Raw genomic sequence first — 21,702 nt, forward strand, 5'->3', positions numbered from 1 at the left:
TTTAATGCGTCATTAATGGCATCAATGGTTTTGGCTACTTCAGCCGGATCGATAGCCTCAAAATCAGGTTCATTGGGAAGCATTTGTTCCTGGTCATAAACCTGTTCCACATAAAACCATAGTTCCCGAAGCTGTTTCTGATACGCTCCTTGCTGTTCTTGATCGATTTGCCCCATACAAAAGTAAAGCGATTGGCATTGGCCTCTATCTTAGTGCCATCCACAAAGAGTTCCTTTAAGGACAGTACACCCTGGTCGGCCAATAAAAGAACCACCTGATTGAAAATATTTTTAAACTTCCCTTTTAAGCGTTTTCCTCTAAAATCATTGATGGTATTATGATCAGGTTTACTTTGACCACTGAGCCACATAAAATGAATGTTCTCCAGAAGAGCCTGTTCAATCTTACGAGAGGAATACATATTGCGCAGGTACGCATAGATGATCACCTTAAGAAGCATCCGAGGATGGTAACTGGAAGTACCACCTCCTTTGTAACTTCGCTCCAGGTCAGCGATGTCGATTTGATCAATAATCGTATTGACGATTCTAACGGGATGATTTACAGGAACCAAATCATCATAACTGGGAGGTAAAAGACTTAACTGCGACTGGTTATAGGTCTTAAATACAACTTTAGCTTTCATTACATGAAAATAATAAAAACCTCAAAATAATCCAACAAGAAAGGCTGCCTTTTCAGACAGCCTCTTTATTTATAAGAACAAAAGAATTACTATTGTTCATTAATATTTGGGTTATTTTGAATTTCACTTAAAGGAATTTCAAAAGTTAACCTGTCATCATTATAAGGAATTTCTGCACCAGCATCTGTAAGGTGATTTGATGCCCTTGTAATAGTTGCCTTATTACGTTTCATCGCCAGGTAAGACTTCCCTTCTCCCCAAAGTTCGATACGAGTTTGAAGATAAACTTCATCTTCTAAAGCCTGTCCAGAAAGACCATCTAAATAAGAAGTATCATCCATTCTTTCAGAAAGTAATGTAGTAAGCGCATTTTTAGCGCTTTCTTCATCACCATTCTTTGCAGCCGCTTCAGCATGAAGTAAGTACATTTCTTCTATTCTCATATAAACATAATCGGTATCAATATAACGTTGCCCTCCTAATGTTCTTCCTGTAGCATAGAATTTGTTAATTGGCAATGGGTGATTTTCACCAAAACCATCTACAACCTGAAATTGATTCTTACGAACGTCATTATCAGGGATAGCATTATAAAGACCTAAATCTATAGATTTAGGATCACCAACATATGCATAGCTATAGGTGAAAATATCAAATTGACCCCACCAGGAAATTAAGTTAAGACCCTGGTCACTTGTCAGGTCTACACCCCACATCCAGCTATTGTTATTTACCGTATTCAAGCCACCTCCACCGGTTCCGGTTTCCATATCATAAACAACTTCTTCAGCAGAAAGAATAGAATGACCACTGGTGTTAATTACATCTTCGGTAATAGTTTGAACTTCTTCATACTCACCCATAGCTCCATATACATAAGCTAATAATCCCTGAGCAACAGCTTTATCAACTTCCTGAAGAGCAGCAACAGATGATCCATCAAGCAATTCTATAGCCTGATTCAAATCTGAAATCATTAAGTCAAAAACTTCAGAAGTCGGGCTTAATCCTTTAGCTTCTGTTACAGGTTCAGTATAAATTGGCAAAATAGGTTGAGCAGGATCATATTCTTCTGCAAAAAATTGCGACAAATAGAAATATGCGTAAGCTCTCATTGCTTTTGCCTGACCAAGGTATAATTTACCTGCATCAGATTCTGGCATAGCATCATTACCACCTAAACCATCAATTACGTTATTGGCAGCAAATACAATTCTATAGTAATATCTCCAAACCTGGTAATTATCCTGGATAGTATAATCCTGGGTTACCTGCATACGTGAAATATCAGAATACCAGCCGTAAGTTAAACCGGCTAATACTACATCTGAAGAAAGCATATCAGAATACAAATCGTAACCTTTTTGACCGTAATCGTCATGACCGGTTGTTCCACCTGTTCCTGTTTCATACATTGTTGCATAGATACCAGATACGTTCGCAGCTTGAAGGCCGGGATTAGCTTCTGAATATTCAGCAATTTGTGAGCTGGAAACGAACTCTGTTGGCTCAGTATCCAAAAATTCCTCGCTACAACCAACCATAGTAAGCGCGGCCGCTGCAAGTCCTAAATAATATTTAAATTTCATTTTCATAATATTTTTTAAAAATTAATTCTAACTCCTCCGGTAACGGTAGATAGCGGAGAATACCTATATGTATCGGAAGAACCGGCAATATGAGTAGATGGGTTAAACCCATCACGTTCTGACATTAAAAATAAGTTATCACCTGAGACAAATAAAGACAAGGAGTTAACACCTATACTCTCTGTAAAACTTTGTGGCACAGAATAACCCAGTCTAACATTGTTCAAGGCAAGAAAATCGGCCTTGGTAATAAATCTCGTAGATTGAGCATTAGTATTCGGATCATAATCGTTAGACAAACGAGGAACGTTTGTTATATCTCCTGGCTGTTGCCATCTATCAAGAATATCTGTATGCCAGTTATTCCCACCTACAACATCATTATTCATTAAGGTTGCGTAAGCACCATCGTAAGAGTAACCTCCAATTTGGTACAAGAACTGAGCACTTAAACTAAATCCTTTATATCCAGCCGCGAGGTTAAATGCACCACGTACATCTGGGATAGCAGACTCTCCTGTAAAATATTGAGTTGCTTCAGCATAGTTTTTAGTGGTTCCTTCCGCTAGATCACCTCTACTAACATCTGGAGTAGTTGCCAGATAATCTGTAAGGTTTGTAACCTGCTCTCCAGGCTGGAACGCACCATCTCCGTTAGCATCGTTATAAAACACCCTCCACTGAGACTGCCCGTCTTCAGGATCTACTCCTACAAAATCTCTTGTGTAAAAATCATAAATTGATTTTCCTTCAGCTCTACCATAGATTCCTTGTTGGTCCAGTACTTTTGGTTCACCGGTTTCAGGAGCTATAGGCATAGTTAAAAGTTCGTTTTTAATAATCTCACCATTTAAAGTAACATCAAAATATGCATCTTGAGTACTAATGATATGAGCAGTTAGATCAAATTCGAAACCAGCGTTAAGCAACTCCCCATCGTTAACATCAATAATAGCAACACCGGTTGATGGCGCAACTCTTCTTTCGAATAATAAGTTATCAGTATTCTTTCTATAATAATCAAAAGTTGCGTCTAACCAGGTACCAAATCTAAATTCTAATCCAGCTTGCATCATTGTAGATGTTTCCCAGGTCAGATCTGGATTCCCTAAAGTATTAAAAGAGAAAGATGGCATACCATTTAAAGAACCAATATCAAAACGGTTATAGCCAGGATAAAAACCTACACCTGCCTGCTCTCCTTGAGTACCATAACTTGCTTTTAATTTCAGGAAGTCAAAAACGCTTTGATCCTGCAAAAAGCTTTCGTTTGAAAGTACCCAGGCCCCACTCACAGAGCCAAAAGTATCCCATTTTTCCTGAACGAATCTTGAAGATCCATCTCTACGAACACTTCCTGAAAGGAAATAAGTATCATCGAAGTTATACTGAAGCTGGCCAAAATAACTCTCCAAGGTATAATCCTCAGTATAAGATCCCGGAGGAGAGCTTACCACAACAGCGTTGTTCCACTCGGTCCCATTAGGATTAATTAACTGGTTTTTATTACCGAATAAAAACTGACGTTCCCAGGAGTTACTCTCATGTGCTGCCAAAGCATTAAAACTATGACCACCAAAATCCTTCTGGAATCTTAACAGCTGTAAGAAGTTATAGGTAAATAACTCGGTTTTAGTCTTATAAATAGAACCACCCTGGCTGGCACTTGGTCCATAAAAAGGATTTTGCAAGCTATTATAGCTACTATTATAATACTGTGCACCAAAAGTAGTTTCAAAACTTAACCAATCTGTAATATCTGCTGTAAGATTAGCGCTTGTGTTAAGATCATGTCTCATCGTATTGCTTCCGCTATATTTGGCATCTGCAATAGAGTTAGTTAAACCTCCAAAGCCACGTCCTTCCCCGTAGTCATACTGACTACCTCCATAAATAGGCTCAGGAATACGATTACCCTCAGCATCTCTTGTAAATAAAGGATAAATTGGAGGAATATTATCTACAAACCAAAATATACTACCGGAATCTTCAGATTGACCATTATTATTAGTTTCTGAAAGCGAGTAGCCCATATTCATAGAGCCAGACAACCAATCTTTTACCTGGTGCGTCAAGTTTAAACGCCCGGTATATCTTTCAAAATCTGAATCAATAATGTAGCCCACATCCTTTAAATATCCAAAGGAAGAATAATAAGTTGTTTTTTCACTACCTCCACTAATCTTTAAATTAGCTTCATTTCTAATAGAGGATTGAAAACCATAATCTTCCCAATCTTCTGGGTTATATCGTCTGGAAACACCGTCACGTACCATTCTAGTATCTGGGTTTATCAATTCCCCTCCATCGGCTACGTTCCACATATTATAACGAGGATCTAAACCGCTATCGCCAAAAAGATTTTCGTTAGCATAAGCAGTAGGATCTTCAGCACCGCTAGCCACTCCTTCATTATAGATACCTTCCCATCCTAAAGCGATATACTGCTCCGGTGAATTAAGTGTATTATATCTAGGTAACAACGCAAAGTTTACACCTGTTTTGGTAGAAACTTCAATATTAGATTGGCCTGCTCTACCTGTTTTCGTGTTTATTACTATCACCCCATTCGCACCACGAGACCCATAAATAGCGGTTGCTGCAGCATCTTTAAGGATGGTAGTAGATTCGATATCCTCAGGGTTAATTGAGTTAAGATTAAAGGTATCAGACTCACCTTCCAAAGCAGATGGTGATGAAGAGGTAAAAGGAACCCCATCAACTACGTATAAGGGATCTGTATTTCCATTTACCGAACCAATACCACGGATCCTAACTTTTGCTGATGATCCAGGCTGCCCGGAATTGTTAATTACCCTTACCCCAGCAGATTCTCCGGCTAAAGCCTGAGAAACGTTAGAAACGTTCTTCCTGTTTAACAACTCTCCATCTACAACTTTAGCTGTACCTGTAAAAGATTCTCTCGTAGATGTACCATATCCTACAACCACCACTTCATCAAGGGAACCGGCATCCACTCTTAAAACAACATCAATTACTTCTGAAGTTTCAACGAGCAATTCTTCAGTTCCAAAACCAACATAACTAAACACTAAAGTTTCACCTCTTGAGGTTGAAACAGAGTATTGACCGTCAAAATCGGTTTGGTCTCCTGTATTGGTCCCTTTCACAATTACGTTCACCCCGGGGAGAGGTAAACCATCTTCATCGACAACCGTTCCGGTCACCGTCATTTCCTGTGCAAAAGTAAATTGCACTACGAACGCTAACAGTAGCGTAAGAATTCCATGTAATTTGTTTTTCATTATTATTTAAATTTGAATTAGCCTACGCCAAAAATCATAATAAATTCTTAATAAACCAAATGATTTTTTAATTGAATTATCATTCCGATTATCAGAACATCCTTAAAAGATATAAAATATAGCCGGTTTTGAAGGTTATTTTTTTACGAATACTGCAAAATCTCATTAATATAGTGGTTTTTAACAAAGTGAAACTTTATGAGGATTTTAATACAAAAAAGACAATAACATAGTTTTTTATACGTTTGCGCGACCTATTTTATTCTCTACCCTATATTATATACGAACAAAAAGAAGTAATAGTTTTGTTTATACCCGAAAATCTTACAATTTTTGCACTACCATGTTAAAGATGTTCAATCTCCCCTGTCAAATAGCCGGCACCGATGAAGCCGGGCGCGGTTGCCTTGCGGGGCCGGTAACTGCTGCAGCTGTTATTTTACCCAAAAAATTTAAAAATAAGTTACTAAACGACTCTAAACAAATTAAGTTAGACGATCGTAATAAACTAAAAGAAATTATTATGAGTGAGGCTATTACTTATGGGGTAGCCCACGTATATATGGAAGAAATTGATGAAATCAATATTTTAAATGCTTCCATTCTGGCTATGCATAGAGCCATAGATCAACTAAGCTGCGAACCTGAGCATATTATAGTAGACGGGAATAAGTTTAAACCTTATCGCAATATTGCCTATGATTGTATTATAAAGGGAGATGGGAAATTCTTGAGCATTGCTGCAGCTTCTATTTTAGCAAAAACTGCCCGGGACGAATTTATGCAAAAGGTACATCATGAATTCCCAATGTATAACTGGCAACAAAATAAAGGTTACCCTACAAAAGAACATCGCCAGGCAATAAGGAAGTTTGGCAGTACGCCATATCACAGGAAAAGCTTCAAACTTTTACCCGAACAATTAAAACTTACCCTATAACTTCTATATTTGTTGAAATTCTTAGTTTTTATGAAGAAAATTCTCTTCAAATTTTTATTGGTTTTCTTTCTTATTTCCTGTCAAAACCAGGAAAAAAATATTGCTGTTTATAAGTTTATTCCAAAGGATGCTGCTGTAATTATCCAAACTCCTAACCTTAAAAATCTTCAGCAGGATTTAGAAAATTTTAGCTTTTTTAATGGAAATAAATTGACTGCTAAGAATTATCTGAAAAAGGAATTAGGATATTTGAAACACGCCGATACGCTTACCTCGGCCATAATCGCGTTTTCAATCTCTGAAAACGAGAAATTGACCTATTCTTTAATATTTAAAGACAAACCAAAATTTCAATTAGATTCTATCAAAAATAAATCGTTAGAAAGTATTAAAACAGAAGGCATTGACTATCAAAAAATGGTTTTGGAAGATAATACCTTTTTTATTTCAACAGGTAATGCTCCTTTTATAGCTTCAAATTCTGAAGAAAATCTGATACAAATTCTAGGTAAAGATAAATTACTAAAAACCGAAGAATTTCAAAGAGTATATTCGGCTATAGATCTTAAGAAGACTTCTATAATCTTTAATCATCAAAATTTTAAAGTTTTTCAGCAAAATTTATTTCCAAATTTAGCGCTGCAAAATGTAGAAAATTATGCGCCGTGGAGTGCAATAGATCTTGATATAGAAAATAAAGGCATTTCTTTTAACGGACTTAGCATTGCGGCAAAATCTTCTAATCTGCATAAGATTTTTCAAAATTCAGGAACAGTTTCTCAAGAATTTGCTTCCATAATTCCTGAAAATGCGCTTGGTTTTACTGCCCTGGCTTATAAAAATCCTAAAATATTTCTTCAGAATTTAAAAACCTTTAGAGGCGATTCCACTTCCAATCCTATTGATGAAATTATTCTAAAAAGCCAGGAAGCAGGAATTATTTACACTGAAGAAAACACCCTTTTTGGAATAAAAACCCTGGTAGATATTGAAGCAACCGACTTAATATCAGGTTATGCCGAGTTGGAAGAAAATTATCGTGATTTTCCCATATATAAAGTTTCCCAGCCAGAAATGTTTGAGACAATTTTTAGCCCGATATTTATTTCTAAAAAGAACAATTTTGCCCTTGCAATTGATGAATATCTAATCTTCGCAAATTCAATACCTCAACTGCGTGAATTAATTGCCAATTATGTAAACGAGAATACACTGGCGCATCAATCTTATTATAAAAACAGTCAGCAAAAACTTGCTATGGAATCTTCTATTCTCATAGTTGGAAAAACCGAGAAATTAAAAACTAAACTGGCCGAGGTGGTAGTCAACGAATTAAGCGAAGAAATGAGCAATTTGGATTTCGGCGATTATAAACTGGCGATTTTACAATTGGTAGAAGAAGGCGATTTTGCCCATATTCACGGTACTTTCGAGACGCAAAACAACGAAAGTAATTCAAACACCAAAACAGAAGAAATCCTTTCGGTAAGCCTGGATGCTGAATTACTAAACCAACCGGTTTTGGTAAAAAATCATTTAAATAATCAAATGGATATCGCGGTTCAGGATATTAATAATACGCTCTATCTAATTTCTAATAAAGGCACGATTTTCTGGAAGAAAAAATTAAGCGGGCCTATCCTAGGTGAAATTAAACAGGTAGATCTTTTTAAAAATGGAAGATTTCAGCTCGCTTTTGCAACTCCCTATTCTATTGAGGTTTTAGACCGAAACGGAAATACCGTAAAACCTTTTCCATTAGAATTTAAAGATGAAATTACACAACCTTTGTCTCTATTTGATTATGATAATAACCGAAAATATCGCTTTTTGATTACTCAAAATGATGAAGTGTTTATGTATGATAAAAACGGAAAAAGTGTAAAAGGATTTGATTTTAGAAGAACCAATTCTGAAATTTTAAAAGCACCAAAACATTTGAGAATTCAGAATAAAGATTATATCGTTTTTCCTGAAAAATCTGGCAAACTAAATATTTTGAGTCGGCAGGGAGAACATCGGGTAAACGTAAAAGAAAATATAGATTTTTCAGATAACCAATGGTATGAATTTGAAAACGATTTTGTTTCAACCAGTGCTGAAGGTAATCTGGTTAAAGTTACACAATCCGGAGAGGTAACTACTCAAAATGCCAATTTCAGCGAAAACCATAAGATTTCAGCAAGACCAAATTTATTGGTTAGCCTTTCAGAAAATATTTTGAAAATCAGGGAGAAAGAATTAAACCTTGATTACGGACTTTACACTGAACCGGAAATCCATTACGTAAACGACAAGTATTACATCAGCTTAACCGATTTACAAACCCAAAAAGTTTACATCTTTGATAGCAACGCAGAATTGCTTGCCGGCCTTCCGGTTTATGGGACTTCAAAAATCAATTTAAACAATGCCGATATCGATAACCGCCCGGAATTTGCAGTAAAAGGTGGGGAGAAAGAAGTTTTGTTGTATAAACTCTAATTAAATTCTGCTTCAAACAATTCCGCAAAATGCTTCAAAACTTTTTCCTGAACTTCAGCAAGAGAAACTTCCCTCTTCCCGATTTCCACATTTAAAGAAGTGACTGCTTTCCCTTCAATTCCGCAAGGAATAATATGGTCGAAATATCCTAAATCAGCATTTACATTTAACGCAAATCCGTGCATAGTGACCCAGCGACTGGCACGAACGCCCATTGCGCAAATCTTCCTGGCAAATGGTGTTCCCACATCCAGCCAAACCCCGGTTTCACCCGGACTCCGTTCGGCCTTTAAGCCATAATCTTTTAAAGTGAGAATAATACATTCTTCCAGGAAACGCAGGTATTTATGTATATCGGTAAAGAAATTATCAAGGTCTAGAATGGGATAACCAACCAATTGCCCCGGCCCGTGGTAAGTTATATCACCACCACGGTTAATTTTATAATATTTAGCTTGCCTTTTTTCAAGTTCGGTTTCAGAAATAAGCAGATTTTTAATATCACCACTTTTACCCAAAGTATAAACGTGCGGATGCTCTACCATTAAAAGGTAATTAGGCGTAATTTCGTTTAAATTTTGTCTTCGGTTTTTAATTTTAAGATCAAGAATTTCCTTAAAAAGACTTTCCTGGTAATCCCAGGTTTCTTTATAATCCTTATATCCTAATTTCTGTAAATTTATCTGCTTGTTCATACGCCTTTTCTCGGATTATTCAGAATAATAAGTGCCGCGATCACTCCCGGAATCCAACCTAAAATAGTAAGGATTAGTACAATTAAAATAGATCCACAACCCCTATCGTAAACCGCAAGGGGTGGGAATAGAACCGAAAGAATTACCCGCCAAACACTCATATTATCTAAAACTTTTATCAAGTATGTTGCAAAGATAAGATTATAAATACAGAAACTTATTTGATAAAGAACTGCATTTTTATCTTCCAAATATTATCAAAAATTCAGGATTATATCGCATTGGTTGGTAGCCACATAGTCACTATATTTGCACTCGTTTTGCCAAAGCAAGCAATTAATTTAAATACGAGTATGCAATTATCTGAACAGGAAATAGTAAGAAGAGAAAAGCTTTCTGCACTGAGAAAAGCTGGTATTAACCCCTATCCGGCAGATTTATTCCCGGTAAAGGACACCAGCAAGGGAATAAAGGAGAATTTTGAAGATGGAAAAAAAGTGGTTTTGGCCGGCAGGTTAATGTCCCGCCGTATCCAGGGAAAAGCTTCTTTTGCCGAAATACAGGATTCTAAAGGTAAAATCCAGGTTTATTTTAACCGCGACGAGATTTGTCTCGGGGAAGATAAAAGCAAGTATAACGATGTATATAAAAAATTGCTGGATATAGGCGATTTTATAGGAATTGAAGGCGAACTTTTTAAAACCCAGGTTGGGGAAATGACTGTGATGGTTAAAGATTTCATTTTGCTAAGCAAATCTATTCGCCCCTTACCACTTCCAAAAACAGATAAAGACGGAAACACTTACGACGGATTTACCGATCCCGAGCACCGTTATCGCCAGCGTTATGCCGATTTGGCCGTGAATCCAAAGGTTAAGGAAATCTTTGTAAAGCGTACCAAGTTGTTCAACGCTATGCGAAATTTCTTTAATGAAAGAGAATATTTTGAGGTAGAAACGCCAATTTTACAATCTATTCCCGGTGGTGCTGCTGCACGACCATTTGTTACCCATCACAATGCGTTAGATATTCCGCTTTATTTAAGAATTGCCAATGAATTATATCTTAAAAGGTTAATTGTAGGTGGATTTGATGGCGTTTACGAATTCTCAAAAAACTTCAGAAATGAAGGAATGGATAGAACGCATAATCCAGAATTTACGGCGATGGAAATCTATGTAGCCTACAAAGACTACAACTGGATGATGGAATTTACAGAAACTTTGCTGGAGCATTGTGCAATTGCAGTAAATAATACTACGGAAGCAGTTTTTGGCCAGCATAAAATAGATTTTAAAGCGCCTTACAAACGTGTTACCATGACCGATTCCATTAAAGAATTCACCGGATTCGATATTACCGGAAAATCTGAAGCTGAAATTAGAAAAGCAGCTGAAGATATGGGAATTGAAGTTGATGAGACGATGGGGAAAGGAAAACTCATAGACGAGATTTTTGGTGAAAAATGTGAAGGAAATTATATTCAACCAACCTTTATTACCGATTATCCGAAGGAAATGAGTCCGCTTTGTAAAGAGCACCGCGAAAACCCTGAATTAACTGAACGTTTTGAACTAATGGTTTGTGGAAAAGAAATCGCAAATGCATATTCTGAATTAAATGATCCTATAGACCAACGTGAGCGTTTTGAAGAGCAGCTAAAACTGGCCAAAAAAGGAGACGATGAGGCTACAGAATTTATAGACCAGGATTTCTTAAGAGCTTTAGAATACGGAATGCCTCCAACATCGGGATTAGGAATTGGGATGGATCGTTTAATTATGTTCTTAACCAATAATCAATCAATCCAAGAAGTATTATTCTTCCCACAAATGAAACCTGAACGAAAAGCTGTTGAACTTAGCGAAGACGAAAAAGCGGTATTTCAGCTATTAAAAAGTGATGAAATTCAGGAGTTGGAAACTATAAAAACAAAATCTGGTTTAAGTAATAAAAAATGGGACAAAACCCTTAAATCACTTAGAAAACATAAGATGATAGATGTTTTTAAAGATGATGAAACTATGAAGATAAAAGCAGTTTAAAATTCAGAAACCTTTTCCAGTTTAGATAAACAACAGTTAAAATAAGACTTTTTAACTTCACTTTTTAAACCTTTTTAAGATAAATTAGTCAAAAGATCACCAAATGGTGGTCTTTTTTCGTTTTTTAGCCTTCGCTAAAGAAAATTTATCACTTCCATTTAATCACACAAACCAAAATTAAACTTTATGACCAAACGATTTACGCATAAGCTCTTTTTAGTAGCCTTATCGGTATCGGTTTCCAGTTGCGCGGTATTTCAGCCCAATAAATCTTCGGCTGATGCCTCCAAAGAAGAAGCCTCAAAAAAGAAGGGAGACTTAGAACCTTACACCAAGGTAATTACTAAAGACGCTAAAAGCGACGAAGGCTTATTTACTGTACACCGGGTAGACGATAAATATTTCTACGAAATTCCAGATAGTCTTTTTAACCGGGAAATGCTTACGGTAACAAGAATTGCAAAGACAGCTACCGGAATTGGTTTTGGGGGCGGAAAGCAAAATACCCAGGTTCACCGCTGGCAGAAAAAAGACGGCCACGTTCTTTTAAGAGTTGTTTCTCACGAAATCTACGCAGCAGATTCACTTCCGGTTCATGAGGCGGTGGTAAACTCTAATTTTGAGCCTGTTTTACAACGTTTTCCTATAAAAACTGTAGGGAAAGATTCCGTAAATAAAACAACCGTAATTGAGGTAACCGATCTTTATACCAAAGATGTTCAGGCGCTGGGTTTAAGAGACGGCACAAGAAAACAATATAAGGTTTCGCGTTTAGATGATAGCCGTTCTTATATAGATACTATTCGTAGCTATCCTGAAAATATTGAGGTTAGACACGTAAAAACCTATAATGCAGGCGAACCGCCTTCAAATGCAAGTACTGGTTCTATCTCTTTAGAATTTAGTAATTCTATGATTTTGCTTCCAAAAGAACCAATGAAACGTCGTTATTTCGATCAGCGTGTTGGTTGGTTTGCCCGCGGACAAACAGATTATGGGCTTGATGCTCAAAAAAGTAAAGAAGTAAAATATCTTGACCGCTGGAGACTTGAAGTTAAAGAAGAAGACAAAGAAAAGTTTGAAAACGGCGAATTGGTAGAACCAAAAGAGCCAATAGTATATTATGTAGATCGCGCCACTCCAAAGCAGTGGATTCCCTATATAAAGCAAGGTATTGAAGACTGGCAGGTAGCTTTTGAAGCTGCAGGATTTAAAAATGCAATTATTGCTAAAGACCCTCCAACTAAAGAAGAAGACCCGGATTGGAGCCCGGAAGATGTACGCTATTCTGTAGTTCGTTACCTGGCTTCTCCAATTCCAAACGCGAACGGGCCTCACGTTAGTGACCCACGTTCTGGAGAGATCCTGGAATCAGATATCAACTGGTATCACAACGTAATGACCCTGCTTAGAAACTGGTTCTTTGTACAAACTGCGGCAATTAACGAAGACGCTCGTAGTGTAGAATTTGAAGACGAAGTAATGGGTCGTTTAATTCGGTTTGTTTCTTCTCACGAGGTTGGGCACACTTTAGGTCTTCCGCATAATATGGGAAGTAGTGTTGCTTACGCCGTAGAAGATCTTCGTGATCCAGAATTTACTGCTGAATATGGAACTGCACCTTCCATAATGGATTATGCACGTTTCAATTATATCGCCCAGCCAGAAGATGGAGATGTGGCTTTAATGCCAGATATTGGACCATATGATAAATATGCTATAGAATGGGGATACCGACCAATTTTAGATAAATCTGCAGAAGAAGAAAAGGAAATTCTTGATGAATGGATTCTTGAAAAAGCAGGTGATCCTTTATATCGCTTCGGAAGTCAGCAAAGTGGTGGAGTTATAGACCCGAGTTCTCAAACTGAAGATCTTGGTGACGATGCAGTTTTGGCCAGTGAATACGGAATTAAAAACCTGAAGCGCATAATGCCAAAATTGATCGAGTGGACTGCCGAAGACGGTAAAAACTACGATGATCTTGACGATATGTACGGCCAGATATTAAGTCAGTTTAACCGTTATATGGGGCACGTTACGGCTAATATTGGTGGAGTTTATGAATATTATAAAACTTACGACCAGGAAGGTGCCGTTTACTCTCATGTAGATGCAGCTCATCAAAAGAAGGCGATGAATTTCTTGCACAAACAACTTTTTGAAACTCCAGAATGGTTAATAGACCAGGAAATTTTTAATAAGATTGAATTTGACGGACAGGTTGAACGCATTAGAAATATGCAGGAACGTAGCCTTAATAATCTACTGGACTTCGGAAGAATGGCGCGTTTAATGGAAAATGAAGAAATAAACGGCAACGAAGCTTACGGTCTTATAGATATGATGACTGATGTAAGAACCGGAATTTGGAGCGAACTTTCTTCGGGACAAAAGATAGACCGGTACCGCAGAAATCTTCAGCGTGCTTATATTGAGCGTATGGAGCATTTAATGACTGAAGAGCAGAGCGAAATTCCTTCAAGATACAGAAGCTGGATTAGCCGAAGCAATATAGATGTTGCTCAAAGCGATATTCGTCCTGTAGTAAGAGGAGAGCTTAAAACGCTTCAAAGTCAAATTAGAAGAGCAGCTAACCGTGGAGACCGTTTAACAAGGTACCACCTTCAGGATGCTTTAGAAAGAATAGATTTAATTCTAAACCCAATAAAATAACCTCAACATTTTTTTGGATTAATTAGTTTGGAAGCCACCGTCCCTACACGGTGGTTTTTTTTATAAATAAATTAAACCTTTTTTAAATTCTATAGTCTTACTATTAAAGCCACTTAAATTGCTATGAAAAAGAATTTTTTGATTTAATTATCAAAAAGTGAAAAGTGAGTTTTTAGATTAGTTAGTTTAGTTTGTTTGAATTGAGAGCAGTATCGGGAAAAATCGAAAATCTAAATTTTATGATACCCATGTAAAATTTACCTCCTTTCTGCTCTCTTTTTTATTTAAAGTAAAAACTTAGCAATAAGTCCACCCGCAAGCCATAGGTAGCATACAAAAGCAATATATTTTAAGCTCGTTTCCAATAACTGACTTTTAGGTGCCATTTCCTTCATATGCATCACATCTTTTCGCTTAAAAAATCCTAGATAAATTAGCACCCCAGAAATTGCTAAAAAGAGCATATTCAGCCAAAAAGTATAATCTATTTTAAAATGTTCGGCATCGGTAATTTTTACTGAAGAAGGATCTGGTAATAAATTAAATAGATTAAACCCGTAATGCAATAATAGAGAAGTACCAATTAGTGCGGTAAAAAGAAGGAAAAGTATAAAGAAAGACATTTTCCAGCCATAATATTTGGCATTAATTCTCAAGACCGGGAAGACTACCAAATCGCTAAAAATAAAAGCCATTACCCCGGCAAAACTTACTCCTTTTCCAAAGAGCAAAGCTGCCAAAGGAATATTCCCCATAGAACCTATAAAGGTTAAAAATGCGGCAATTGGGCCAACAATTATATGCTCAAGAATAGTGAAAAAGCCGAAATCTGTGTTTCCATTTCCGGTATTTATAAATAAAGTTTGAAAAAAGGAATCGGGAACAAAAGCTGCGACAACCCCGGCAATAGTAAAACCTAAAGTCACATCTTTCCAAACCATTTTCCACTCCATAGCATACTGTCTGGACACTTTAGCCCAACCGGTTTCTGACTTTATCTTTTTCTTCCAGGATTTTTCGGAATCTTCATCATCTTCATCTTTTTCGTCCAGGCGTTCGCGTGCCTTTTGTATTAATTTCTTCGGATTAATTAGCCTAATGAGTATCCAGCTGATAAGGATTAGCAATATTCCACCAACATATTCACCTACCACAAATTGCCAACCCAAAAAGATAGCAATTAAGATTCCTAACTCAATAACAAGGTTAGTAGAAGCCAGTAAGAAAGCAATTGAAGAAGAAAAACTGGCTCCTTTTTTAAACAAGCTTTTAGTTGAAGCTAAAGCAGAAAAACTACACGAACTACTAATAAAACCAAAGAAAGTACCGAGTAACATACTTTTAGATTCGTCTTTACCCATAGTCTTTTCCATACGCTTTTCGGTTACAAAAATTTGGATACAACTACTTATTACATAACCCAAAATAAAGGCCCATAAAGCCATCCAGAAAAAACCGGCGCTGGTATAGGCCGCTTCTCCCCACTTACTCAAAAAATCCTGCATTTCTATTAGTTTTGGTGGTTAGTATTCTAGTCTAATTTCGCGCTTTTTAATCTTAAAGCATTTGCAATTACTGAAACCGAACTAAAACTCATCGCCAAAGCTGCAATCATTGGTGAAAGTAGAAGTCCGAAGACCGGGTATAAAACCCCGGCAGCAATTGGTACTCCAAGTGTGTTATAGATTAAAGCAAAAAACAGGTTTTGCTTAATATTTTTCATCACTTTTTTACTTAGCATTTTGGCCTTTTTAACTGCTTTAAGGTCACCTTTTACCAGGGTGATTTCTGCGCTTTCTATCGCCACATCTGTTCCCGTTCCCATGGCAATACCAATATCGGCCTGGGCCAAGGCGGGTGCATCGTTTATTCCATCACCGGCCATTGCTACTTTTTTACCTTTTTCCTGAAGTCTTTTTACTTCATTTTGCTTATCCTCCGGCAGCATTCCAGCTTTAAAACCGGTTAAACCGAGTTCTTCAGCAACAGATCTTGCAGTTTTCTCATTATCGCCGGTAAACATATAAACCTCAACCCCATCATCCATTAAAGATTTTAGAGCTTCTCTACTCGTTTTTTTAATAGGATCGGTAATTGTAAAGTATCCCGTTACTTTCCCATCTACCGCTACAAAAGAAACGGTTTTACCTTTCTCCTGTTCAGCCGTTACTTTTTTATTTATTTCTGAAGGAATTTCAACATTTTCAGCCTTCATGAGTTTATCATTCCCAATGGCAATCCTTTTGTTATTTACCATGCCTGTAACCCCTTTTCCGGTAACGGAATCGAAATCTGAAGCTTCTGTATATTTCAGCTGATTTTCTTTTGCAAAATCTACAGTTGCTTTAGCGAGCGGATGTTCACTTTGAGAATTTACCGAAGCGATAAGTTTTATAATTTCATCTTTATTTTCTTCAGAAATCACTTCAACTTTTTCCACTTTGGGTTTACCTTCAGTAATGGTTCCGGTTTTATCGATAATCAAAGTATCAATATCATCCATTTGCTCTAACGCACGGGCGTTTTTAATAAGCACCCCATTTTGTGCACCTTTTCCAACTCCTACCATAACCGACATTGGTGTGGCCAGGCCAAGCGCACAGGGGCAGGCAATTATTAATACTGCGATGGCATTCACTAAAGCGTAAACATATTGCGGCTCTGGCCCATAAATGGCCCAAACTATATAGGTAATTATCGCAATAATTACTACCACCGGCACAAAATAAGCTGAAATTCTATCGGCTAATTTCTGAATGGGTGCCTGGGACCGGCTGGCATCATTTACCATCTTTATAATTTGAGAAAGCAAGGTTTCATCTCCCACTTTTTCAGCTTTCATTGTAAAACTTCTGTTTCCATTAATGGTCCCTGAACTTACTTTATCACCTTCAGCCTTATCCACCGGAATTGGTTCTCCGGTAATCATTGATTCATCAATACTGGAATTCCCGTTTTCGATAGTTCCGTCTACCGGAATTTTATCTCCCGGTTTTACTCTTAGAATATCTCCTTTTTCAATTTCGTCTATAGCAACTTCCTTTTCTTCGCCATTCACTACTTTTATCGCTTTGTTTGGAGCAAGTTTCAGCAGTTCTTTTATCGCAGAATTTGTCTTACTATGAGCCCGGGCTTCTAAAACCTGGCCAAGTAAAACAAGTGTGAGAATAACCGTTGCCGCTTCAAAATAAACGTGCACAGTGCCCGTTTCAGTCTTAAATTGCGGTGGAAAAAAATCAGGAAATAATAAGCCGAAAACACTAAAAACCCAGGCTACCCCGGCGCCAATGCCAATTAGCGTAAACATATTGAGGTTCCAGGTTTTTATAGATTTCCACGCACGTTCAAAAAACATCCAGGTAGCATAAAAGACCACAGGAATTGATAAACCAAACTGAATCCAATTCCAATATTGTTGGTCTAAAATTTCATAAAGCGGATTGCCTGAAATCATCTCAGACATCGCGATAATAAAAATGGGAAGGGTAAATGCTACGGCTATTTTAAACTTTTTGAGTAACTTTTTATAAGATTTACTTTCTGAAGATTCTTCCGGTTCTTTGGGCACCAGGTCCATTCCACATTTGGGACAGGAACCGGGACCATCCTGCTCCACTTCAGGATGCATGGGGCAGGTATACGTAGTAGCTTGTGGTTTTAGGCTGGCTTCTTCTACCAGGTCCATTCCGCACACCGGGCAATCACCGGGCTCAGTATAAGTTTTATCGCCTTCACAATGCATAGGGCAATAATAAACACCTGTTCCCTGCTCTGATTGAGAAGTTTTTTTCTTTTTCGATTTTACTTTTTTACCGGGTTCGTGAATTTCATAATGTCCCCCATCTTCCTTTAAGGCTTGCTGCAATTTTTCTAAAGAAACATCCTGTCTAGCAACAATTTTTGCTTCCTCTTTTTCGAGATTTACTTCAGCACTTTTTACCCCTTCAACTTTACTTAGCGTTTTTTCTACGTGAGATCTACAACCCATACAGGTCATTCCACTCACCGGATATGTTTTAAGGCTTTCGTTTTTTGGATGAATTTGATAGTTGCTGTCTTCCAGTGCTTTTTGAAATTTTTCAATTTCAATATGTTTTTGCATTTCAATTTCCGCAGCAGCTTTTTCAAGATCTACCCGGGCATCAATAACCCCTTCAACATTTTTTAAAGTATTTTCAACGTGGGCCCTGCAACCCATACAGGTCATCCCGGAAATTTGATAAGTATGTTTCATAGATTTTATTGGAGAAAAAAAGGCTGTTTGAACCTCTATTGTTACTTACGTCATGCTGTCCCGAAGCTTCGGGATTATTTTAGCATCTAAATTGAAAGAAATTAGACCCTGGAACAAGTTCAGGGTAACGTCTACTAGTAAAAAATCAAACAGCCTTTAAAATTAAATTTTATGCTAAGTAAGCTTCACAAGCTTTTGCACATTCACGGCAGGCTTTAGCGCAATCCTGACAGTGTTGATGTTCGTGTTTACCGCATTCATCGGCACACGCATTACAAATTTCAATGCAATATTTTACAAGTCCGTCTACATTTTTATAGCCGGTGACCAACACCTGGTTAAGGGTGCTACAAACCTCTGCACAAACACGATCGGTTCTAATGCAGTCTTTCATCATTTTCACATTGTCTTCATCAAGACAGGCATCAGCACAATAGTTACAATGATTAATGCAATTCCCTAAGGTGCTTAACAATTTCTCATTTCTCATAATATTGGTTTTTAATGGTTTAAATCAAAGTTAAGCACTATTAACCGCAATGAGTTTTAAAATTATGGTAAGAAGTTATAAGAAAATTGAAAAGATTAAAACGGATTTTACTCCCAATTAACTAATAAAACAATATTACTATGGTCTAAATTTGTTTGCTACAATTTATCCAGAGATTTTCGCTCCTGGTGGTGAAGTTTGTATTGGGATGGGTTTAAGCCGGTTTCTTTTTTGAAAAAAGTTGAAAGATACGCTGCACTACCAAATTGCAATTTATCGGCAATTTCTGAAATATTTAATTCATCATATTCCAGTAATTCTTTAATGCGTTCAGCTTTAATTTTATTTTGAAAACTTTGAATGCTTTGTCCTTCGGCTTTACTAAAAATACTGGTAAGATGACTATAATCGTAATGTAGTTCTTCACTTAAAACTTCAGAAAGCTTTTTGTTTTTAAAATCTTTGCGTTCGTAAACCCATTCAATAATTATAGATTTAATATCGGTAACAATTTTATCATGGCGTTCAGCTACAATTTCAAATCCGTTTGCTTTAAGCGCTTCTTCAAAAAGCTTAAATTGCTCTAAAGAGAGCTCTTTCTCAAACTCTATCCTGCCTAAACTAATATCTACATATTTAAGTTTTTGTTGCTCCAAAGTGTTTTCTACACTCATAAGGCAACGGTCACAAACCATGTTTTTTATATGTAAGATACTATTCATTTATAATTTAGTTTTTAGAATTTCTTTAAGCTGGTATGCTTTGCTGAAATAAAAAATAGTGAGTGCAAATTTACGAAGAATTAATCTTTCCTCTGTAATCTTAAAGAGTACCGAAAAATTACAAATTAAACTTGAAGAGGGTTTTTATTTAATAAACTTCAGGAAAAGGGAATAAAAGTGATTTTTAAAAAAATTATTTAAAAAAATTTTAAAACCTACATTTTTAGGCAATCCATTGCGTAGACTGGGCTACGAGGCACTACCACCCTAATTTAAAAGTGTTTAGGGCAATCTGCTCCCGAAAAAAGCCGGAAATAATTTAGTAGGTATAAAAAAAATTCACTTATTTTATATGTTAATAAAAACAAAAAATTATGTGGGGATTTATTACATTGCTTTTTTTAAATTTTCAAGGTGGAATGGAAGTTACTACAACCTCTCCTCCAACTACAGACAATAAAATTGAAGTAATTACTCCTAACGAAAAACTGGGAGAAAATAATCTTGCTTACAAATGGGGAAAATTAGCTTTAGAAGCTACAGCAAAAGATACCGACAGATTTAATCCAAGACCCACGATAAGTTCTCGTTTCCTCGGGCTTATTTTCACCGCAGTTTTTGATGCCTGGTCCCGGTATGATGATAAAGCAATTCCAGTTTATATGCAGGGCGTTGAACGACGCCCACTTCAAGAACAGAATTTAAAAAATAAGGAAATTGCCATAAGTTATGCGGCTTTTAGGACTATGAACGAATATTACTTTACCGATGAGTCTATGTTTCGGGAATTTATGGTAGAACTGGGATTAGACCCAGATGACACCTCTTTAGATCCTAATACCGCTGTTGGAATAGGTAACCTGGCAGCAAAAGCCGTAATAGAAGCCAGGCATAATGATGGCGCAAATCAATATGGAGAAGAAGAAGGCTCTAATGGTAAGGCTTATTTTGATTATATGGGTTACAAACCCGTTAATTCTGCCGATGAGAATATAGACCTTAACAGGTGGCAATCTAAATATTTCTCTGATGGAAAAGGAGGCCAATTCGTTCCAAAATGTTTAACGCCCTACTGGCACAAGGTGGAGCCAGTTGGATTACAATCGGCAGACCAGTTCAGGCCGGGACCACCACCAATGGTAGGTTCAAAACAATTAGAGGAAGAAGTAAAAGAAGTAGTAGAATTACAGGCAAATCTAACCGATGAGCAAAGAGCCCTGGTAGAATTTATGCGAGATGGCCCGCAATCGGTACAACAGGCCGGCCATTGGCTAAAGTTTGCCCAGGAAGTTTCAGTTCGGGATCAACATAACCTGGATAAAGATGTAAAAATGTATTTCTACAACCAGATCACTGCAATGGATGCATTTATTGCCTGCTGGGATAGTAAAATGTATTACGATTACGCCCGGCCTTATGCTTTAGTTCATGAATTTTTCAAAGACGAAGATATTTACGGTTGGGGAGGCCCAGAAAAAGGAATGGTAGAAATGAAAGGACAGGACTGGAGACCATATTCTCCTTCAACTTTCTTATGCCCTCCTTTTCCCGGTTATGTATCGGGCCACAGTGCCATTAGTGGTGCCTGTGGTGAAGCTTTAAAACTTTTTACCGGAAGTGACGAATTTGGGTCTGAAGTTACATTAACTCCCGGCATCCTAACAGAGCCAAACCGACTTGGTAAGGAAGTCACTTTAGAATTCCCTACTTTCTCGGAAGCTGCAGAAATGGCCGGTTTATCCCGGGTTCTTGGCGGTTACCATATCCAGGCAGATAATATTGAAGGGCTAAAGTTAGGAAGAAAGGTAGCCCGGGAAAACTGGATCTTCTTTAAAAAACACATAGGAGAACCTGTAATAAGCAACCACACCAGTCTTTCAAATAATTAATCCCTGGAATTTCAATAAATAGCCAT

The 21,702-nt window shown here is 37.1% G+C and carries 14 protein-coding genes; 5 read left to right on the forward strand and 9 right to left on the reverse strand.

Annotated features, from left to right (window positions below):
• Positions 1–34 precede the first annotated feature (34 nt).
• From BM084_RS04955 to BM084_RS04965, 3 genes are all read right to left on the reverse strand, one after another.
• Entirely contained in the window at positions 35–646 is a 612-nt protein-coding gene (locus BM084_RS04955; protein ID WP_143083624.1) for a transposase, read from the reverse strand.
• An 89-nt stretch (positions 647–735) separates the two neighbouring features.
• Complete coding sequence (locus BM084_RS04960; protein ID WP_245764336.1) at positions 736–2,235, reverse strand: RagB/SusD family nutrient uptake outer membrane protein; 1,500 nt, start codon at positions 2,233–2,235, stop codon at positions 736–738.
• Between the two features lie 14 nt (positions 2,236–2,249).
• A complete protein-coding gene (locus BM084_RS04965; RefSeq protein WP_093303323.1) occupies positions 2,250–5,501 on the reverse strand; it encodes a SusC/RagA family TonB-linked outer membrane protein in 3,252 nt (1,083 codons plus the stop codon).
• A gap of 343 nt (positions 5,502–5,844) precedes the next feature.
• Here BM084_RS04965 and BM084_RS04970 point away from each other — a divergent pair, with 343 nt between their 5' ends.
• Positions 5,845–6,441: a ribonuclease HII gene (locus tag BM084_RS04970; RefSeq protein ID WP_093303326.1), complete on the forward strand. Its 597-nt coding sequence runs from the start codon at positions 5,845–5,847 to the stop codon at positions 6,439–6,441.
• A 30-nt stretch (positions 6,442–6,471) separates the two neighbouring features.
• On the forward strand, positions 6,472–8,925 hold the full coding sequence (locus BM084_RS04975) for a hypothetical protein (protein WP_093303328.1): 2,454 nt from the start codon (positions 6,472–6,474) through the stop codon (positions 8,923–8,925).
• Here the strand turns inward: BM084_RS04975 and lipB are convergent.
• Positions 8,922–9,620, reverse strand: a complete 699-nt coding sequence (gene lipB / locus BM084_RS04980) for a lipoyl(octanoyl) transferase LipB (protein WP_093303330.1) — start codon at positions 9,618–9,620, stop codon at positions 8,922–8,924. The two genes, BM084_RS04975 and lipB, sit on opposite strands and share 4 nt — an antisense overlap.
• A complete protein-coding gene (locus BM084_RS04985; RefSeq protein WP_075327910.1) occupies positions 9,617–9,781 on the reverse strand; it encodes a YqaE/Pmp3 family membrane protein in 165 nt (54 codons plus the stop codon). Before BM084_RS04985 ends, lipB begins: the two co-directional genes overlap by 4 nt.
• Before the next feature lie 192 nt (positions 9,782–9,973).
• Between BM084_RS04985 and lysS the strand changes: the two genes are divergently transcribed.
• On the forward strand, positions 9,974–11,665 hold the full coding sequence (gene lysS, locus BM084_RS04990; RefSeq protein ID WP_093303333.1) for a lysine--tRNA ligase: 1,692 nt from the start codon (positions 9,974–9,976) through the stop codon (positions 11,663–11,665).
• Positions 11,666–11,851: 186 nt separating this feature from the next.
• Positions 11,852–14,341, forward strand: coding sequence for a zinc-dependent metalloprotease (locus tag BM084_RS04995; protein WP_075325872.1), 2,490 nt, complete (start codon positions 11,852–11,854; stop codon positions 14,339–14,341).
• 284 nt (positions 14,342–14,625) lie between these two features.
• On the opposite strand, the gene BM084_RS05000 is transcribed toward BM084_RS04995, so the two are convergent.
• From BM084_RS05000 to BM084_RS05015, 4 genes are all read right to left on the reverse strand, one after another.
• Positions 14,626–15,846, reverse strand: coding sequence for a permease (locus tag BM084_RS05000; RefSeq protein WP_075325871.1), 1,221 nt, complete (start codon positions 15,844–15,846; stop codon positions 14,626–14,628).
• 26 nt (positions 15,847–15,872) lie between these two features.
• Entirely contained in the window at positions 15,873–18,575 is a 2,703-nt protein-coding gene (locus BM084_RS05005) for a heavy metal translocating P-type ATPase (protein ID WP_075325870.1), read from the reverse strand.
• Between the two features lie 169 nt (positions 18,576–18,744).
• Positions 18,745–19,065, reverse strand: a complete 321-nt coding sequence (locus BM084_RS05010) for a four-helix bundle copper-binding protein (RefSeq protein ID WP_075325869.1) — start codon at positions 19,063–19,065, stop codon at positions 18,745–18,747.
• A 158-nt stretch (positions 19,066–19,223) separates the two neighbouring features.
• Positions 19,224–19,787 (reverse strand): helix-turn-helix transcriptional regulator, encoded by a 564-nt coding sequence (locus BM084_RS05015; protein WP_075325868.1) that lies wholly within the window; start codon positions 19,785–19,787, stop codon positions 19,224–19,226.
• A gap of 419 nt (positions 19,788–20,206) precedes the next feature.
• On the opposite strand from BM084_RS05015, the gene BM084_RS05020 reads away from it, so the two are divergent.
• Entirely contained in the window at positions 20,207–21,676 is a 1,470-nt protein-coding gene (locus tag BM084_RS05020) for a vanadium-dependent haloperoxidase (RefSeq protein ID WP_093303514.1), read from the forward strand.
• Positions 21,677–21,702 lie beyond the last annotated feature (26 nt).

This window comes from Salegentibacter agarivorans (assembly GCF_900113135.1).
Taxonomy (GTDB): domain Bacteria; phylum Bacteroidota; class Bacteroidia; order Flavobacteriales; family Flavobacteriaceae; genus Salegentibacter; species Salegentibacter agarivorans.

Coding starts and splice junctions, on each gene's coding strand:
- BM084_RS04955 (WP_143083624.1), bottom strand. CDS start 646: ATGAAAGCTAAAGTTGTATTTAAGACCTATAACCAGTCGCAGTTAAGT.
- BM084_RS04960 (WP_245764336.1), bottom strand. CDS start 2,235: ATGAAATTTAAATATTATTTAGGACTTGCAGCGGCCGCGCTTACTATG.
- BM084_RS04965 (WP_093303323.1), bottom strand. CDS start 5,501: ATGAAAAACAAATTACATGGAATTCTTACGCTACTGTTAGCGTTCGTA.
- BM084_RS04970 (WP_093303326.1), top strand. CDS start 5,845: ATGTTAAAGATGTTCAATCTCCCCTGTCAAATAGCCGGCACCGATGAA.
- BM084_RS04975 (WP_093303328.1), top strand. CDS start 6,472: ATGAAGAAAATTCTCTTCAAATTTTTATTGGTTTTCTTTCTTATTTCC.
- lipB (WP_093303330.1), bottom strand. CDS start 9,620: ATGAACAAGCAGATAAATTTACAGAAATTAGGATATAAGGATTATAAA.
- BM084_RS04985 (WP_075327910.1), bottom strand. CDS start 9,781: ATGAGTGTTTGGCGGGTAATTCTTTCGGTTCTATTCCCACCCCTTGCG.
- lysS (WP_093303333.1), top strand. CDS start 9,974: ATGCAATTATCTGAACAGGAAATAGTAAGAAGAGAAAAGCTTTCTGCA.
- BM084_RS04995 (WP_075325872.1), top strand. CDS start 11,852: ATGACCAAACGATTTACGCATAAGCTCTTTTTAGTAGCCTTATCGGTA.
- BM084_RS05000 (WP_075325871.1), bottom strand. CDS start 15,846: ATGCAGGATTTTTTGAGTAAGTGGGGAGAAGCGGCCTATACCAGCGCC.
- BM084_RS05005 (WP_075325870.1), bottom strand. CDS start 18,575: ATGAAACATACTTATCAAATTTCCGGGATGACCTGTATGGGTTGCAGG.
- BM084_RS05010 (WP_075325869.1), bottom strand. CDS start 19,065: ATGAGAAATGAGAAATTGTTAAGCACCTTAGGGAATTGCATTAATCAT.
- BM084_RS05015 (WP_075325868.1), bottom strand. CDS start 19,787: ATGAATAGTATCTTACATATAAAAAACATGGTTTGTGACCGTTGCCTT.
- BM084_RS05020 (WP_093303514.1), top strand. CDS start 20,207: ATGGAAGTTACTACAACCTCTCCTCCAACTACAGACAATAAAATTGAA.